The organism is Actinomadura sp. NBRC 104425 (assembly GCF_030269545.1).
Taxonomy (GTDB): Bacteria; Actinomycetota; Actinomycetes; order Streptosporangiales; family Streptosporangiaceae; genus Spirillospora; species Spirillospora keratinilytica.
Genome location: NZ_BSTN01000139.1, coordinates 1 through 326, shown reverse-complemented (window position 1 = coordinate 326; position 326 = coordinate 1). Strand labels below are relative to the sequence as shown.

Annotated in this window: 1 protein-coding gene; it reads right to left on the bottom strand. The window is 71.2% G+C overall.

Going from position 1 to position 326, the window contains the following annotated elements; translation table 11 throughout:
• The coding region (locus tag QSK22_RS33465; RefSeq protein WP_285498529.1) for a leucine zipper domain-containing protein at window positions 1-200 on the bottom strand (200 nt) is incomplete at its 3' end.
• Between the last annotated feature and the right edge of the window lie 126 nt (window positions 201-326).

Sequence of the window (326 nt, the reverse complement as noted above, 5' to 3'; positions counted from 1 at the left end):
GGGCTGTGATGCGGGCGGCTGGAGCGGTCGTGCATGCCGGCGGCGCCCAGCTGCCGGTAGCGGGCGGCCCATCGTGCGGCGGTGGTGTGGCTGACGCCGAACCGTTCGGCGGCCCGGCGCAGCGGCCGGCCGTCCTCCACGACACACCGGGCCAGGCGCAGGCGTCCGGTCGGGGTCAAGGGGGCGTTACGGTGGGACACGAGGGCCTCCTGGACGTCGGTGCAGATGTCGTCGCAATCCACACCGAAACCAGAAGGCCCTCCTGTCGTTCAACAACCACCCACGGCGTGTCGCCTGTCACCAACGTCCCCGAACAGCACACCTAG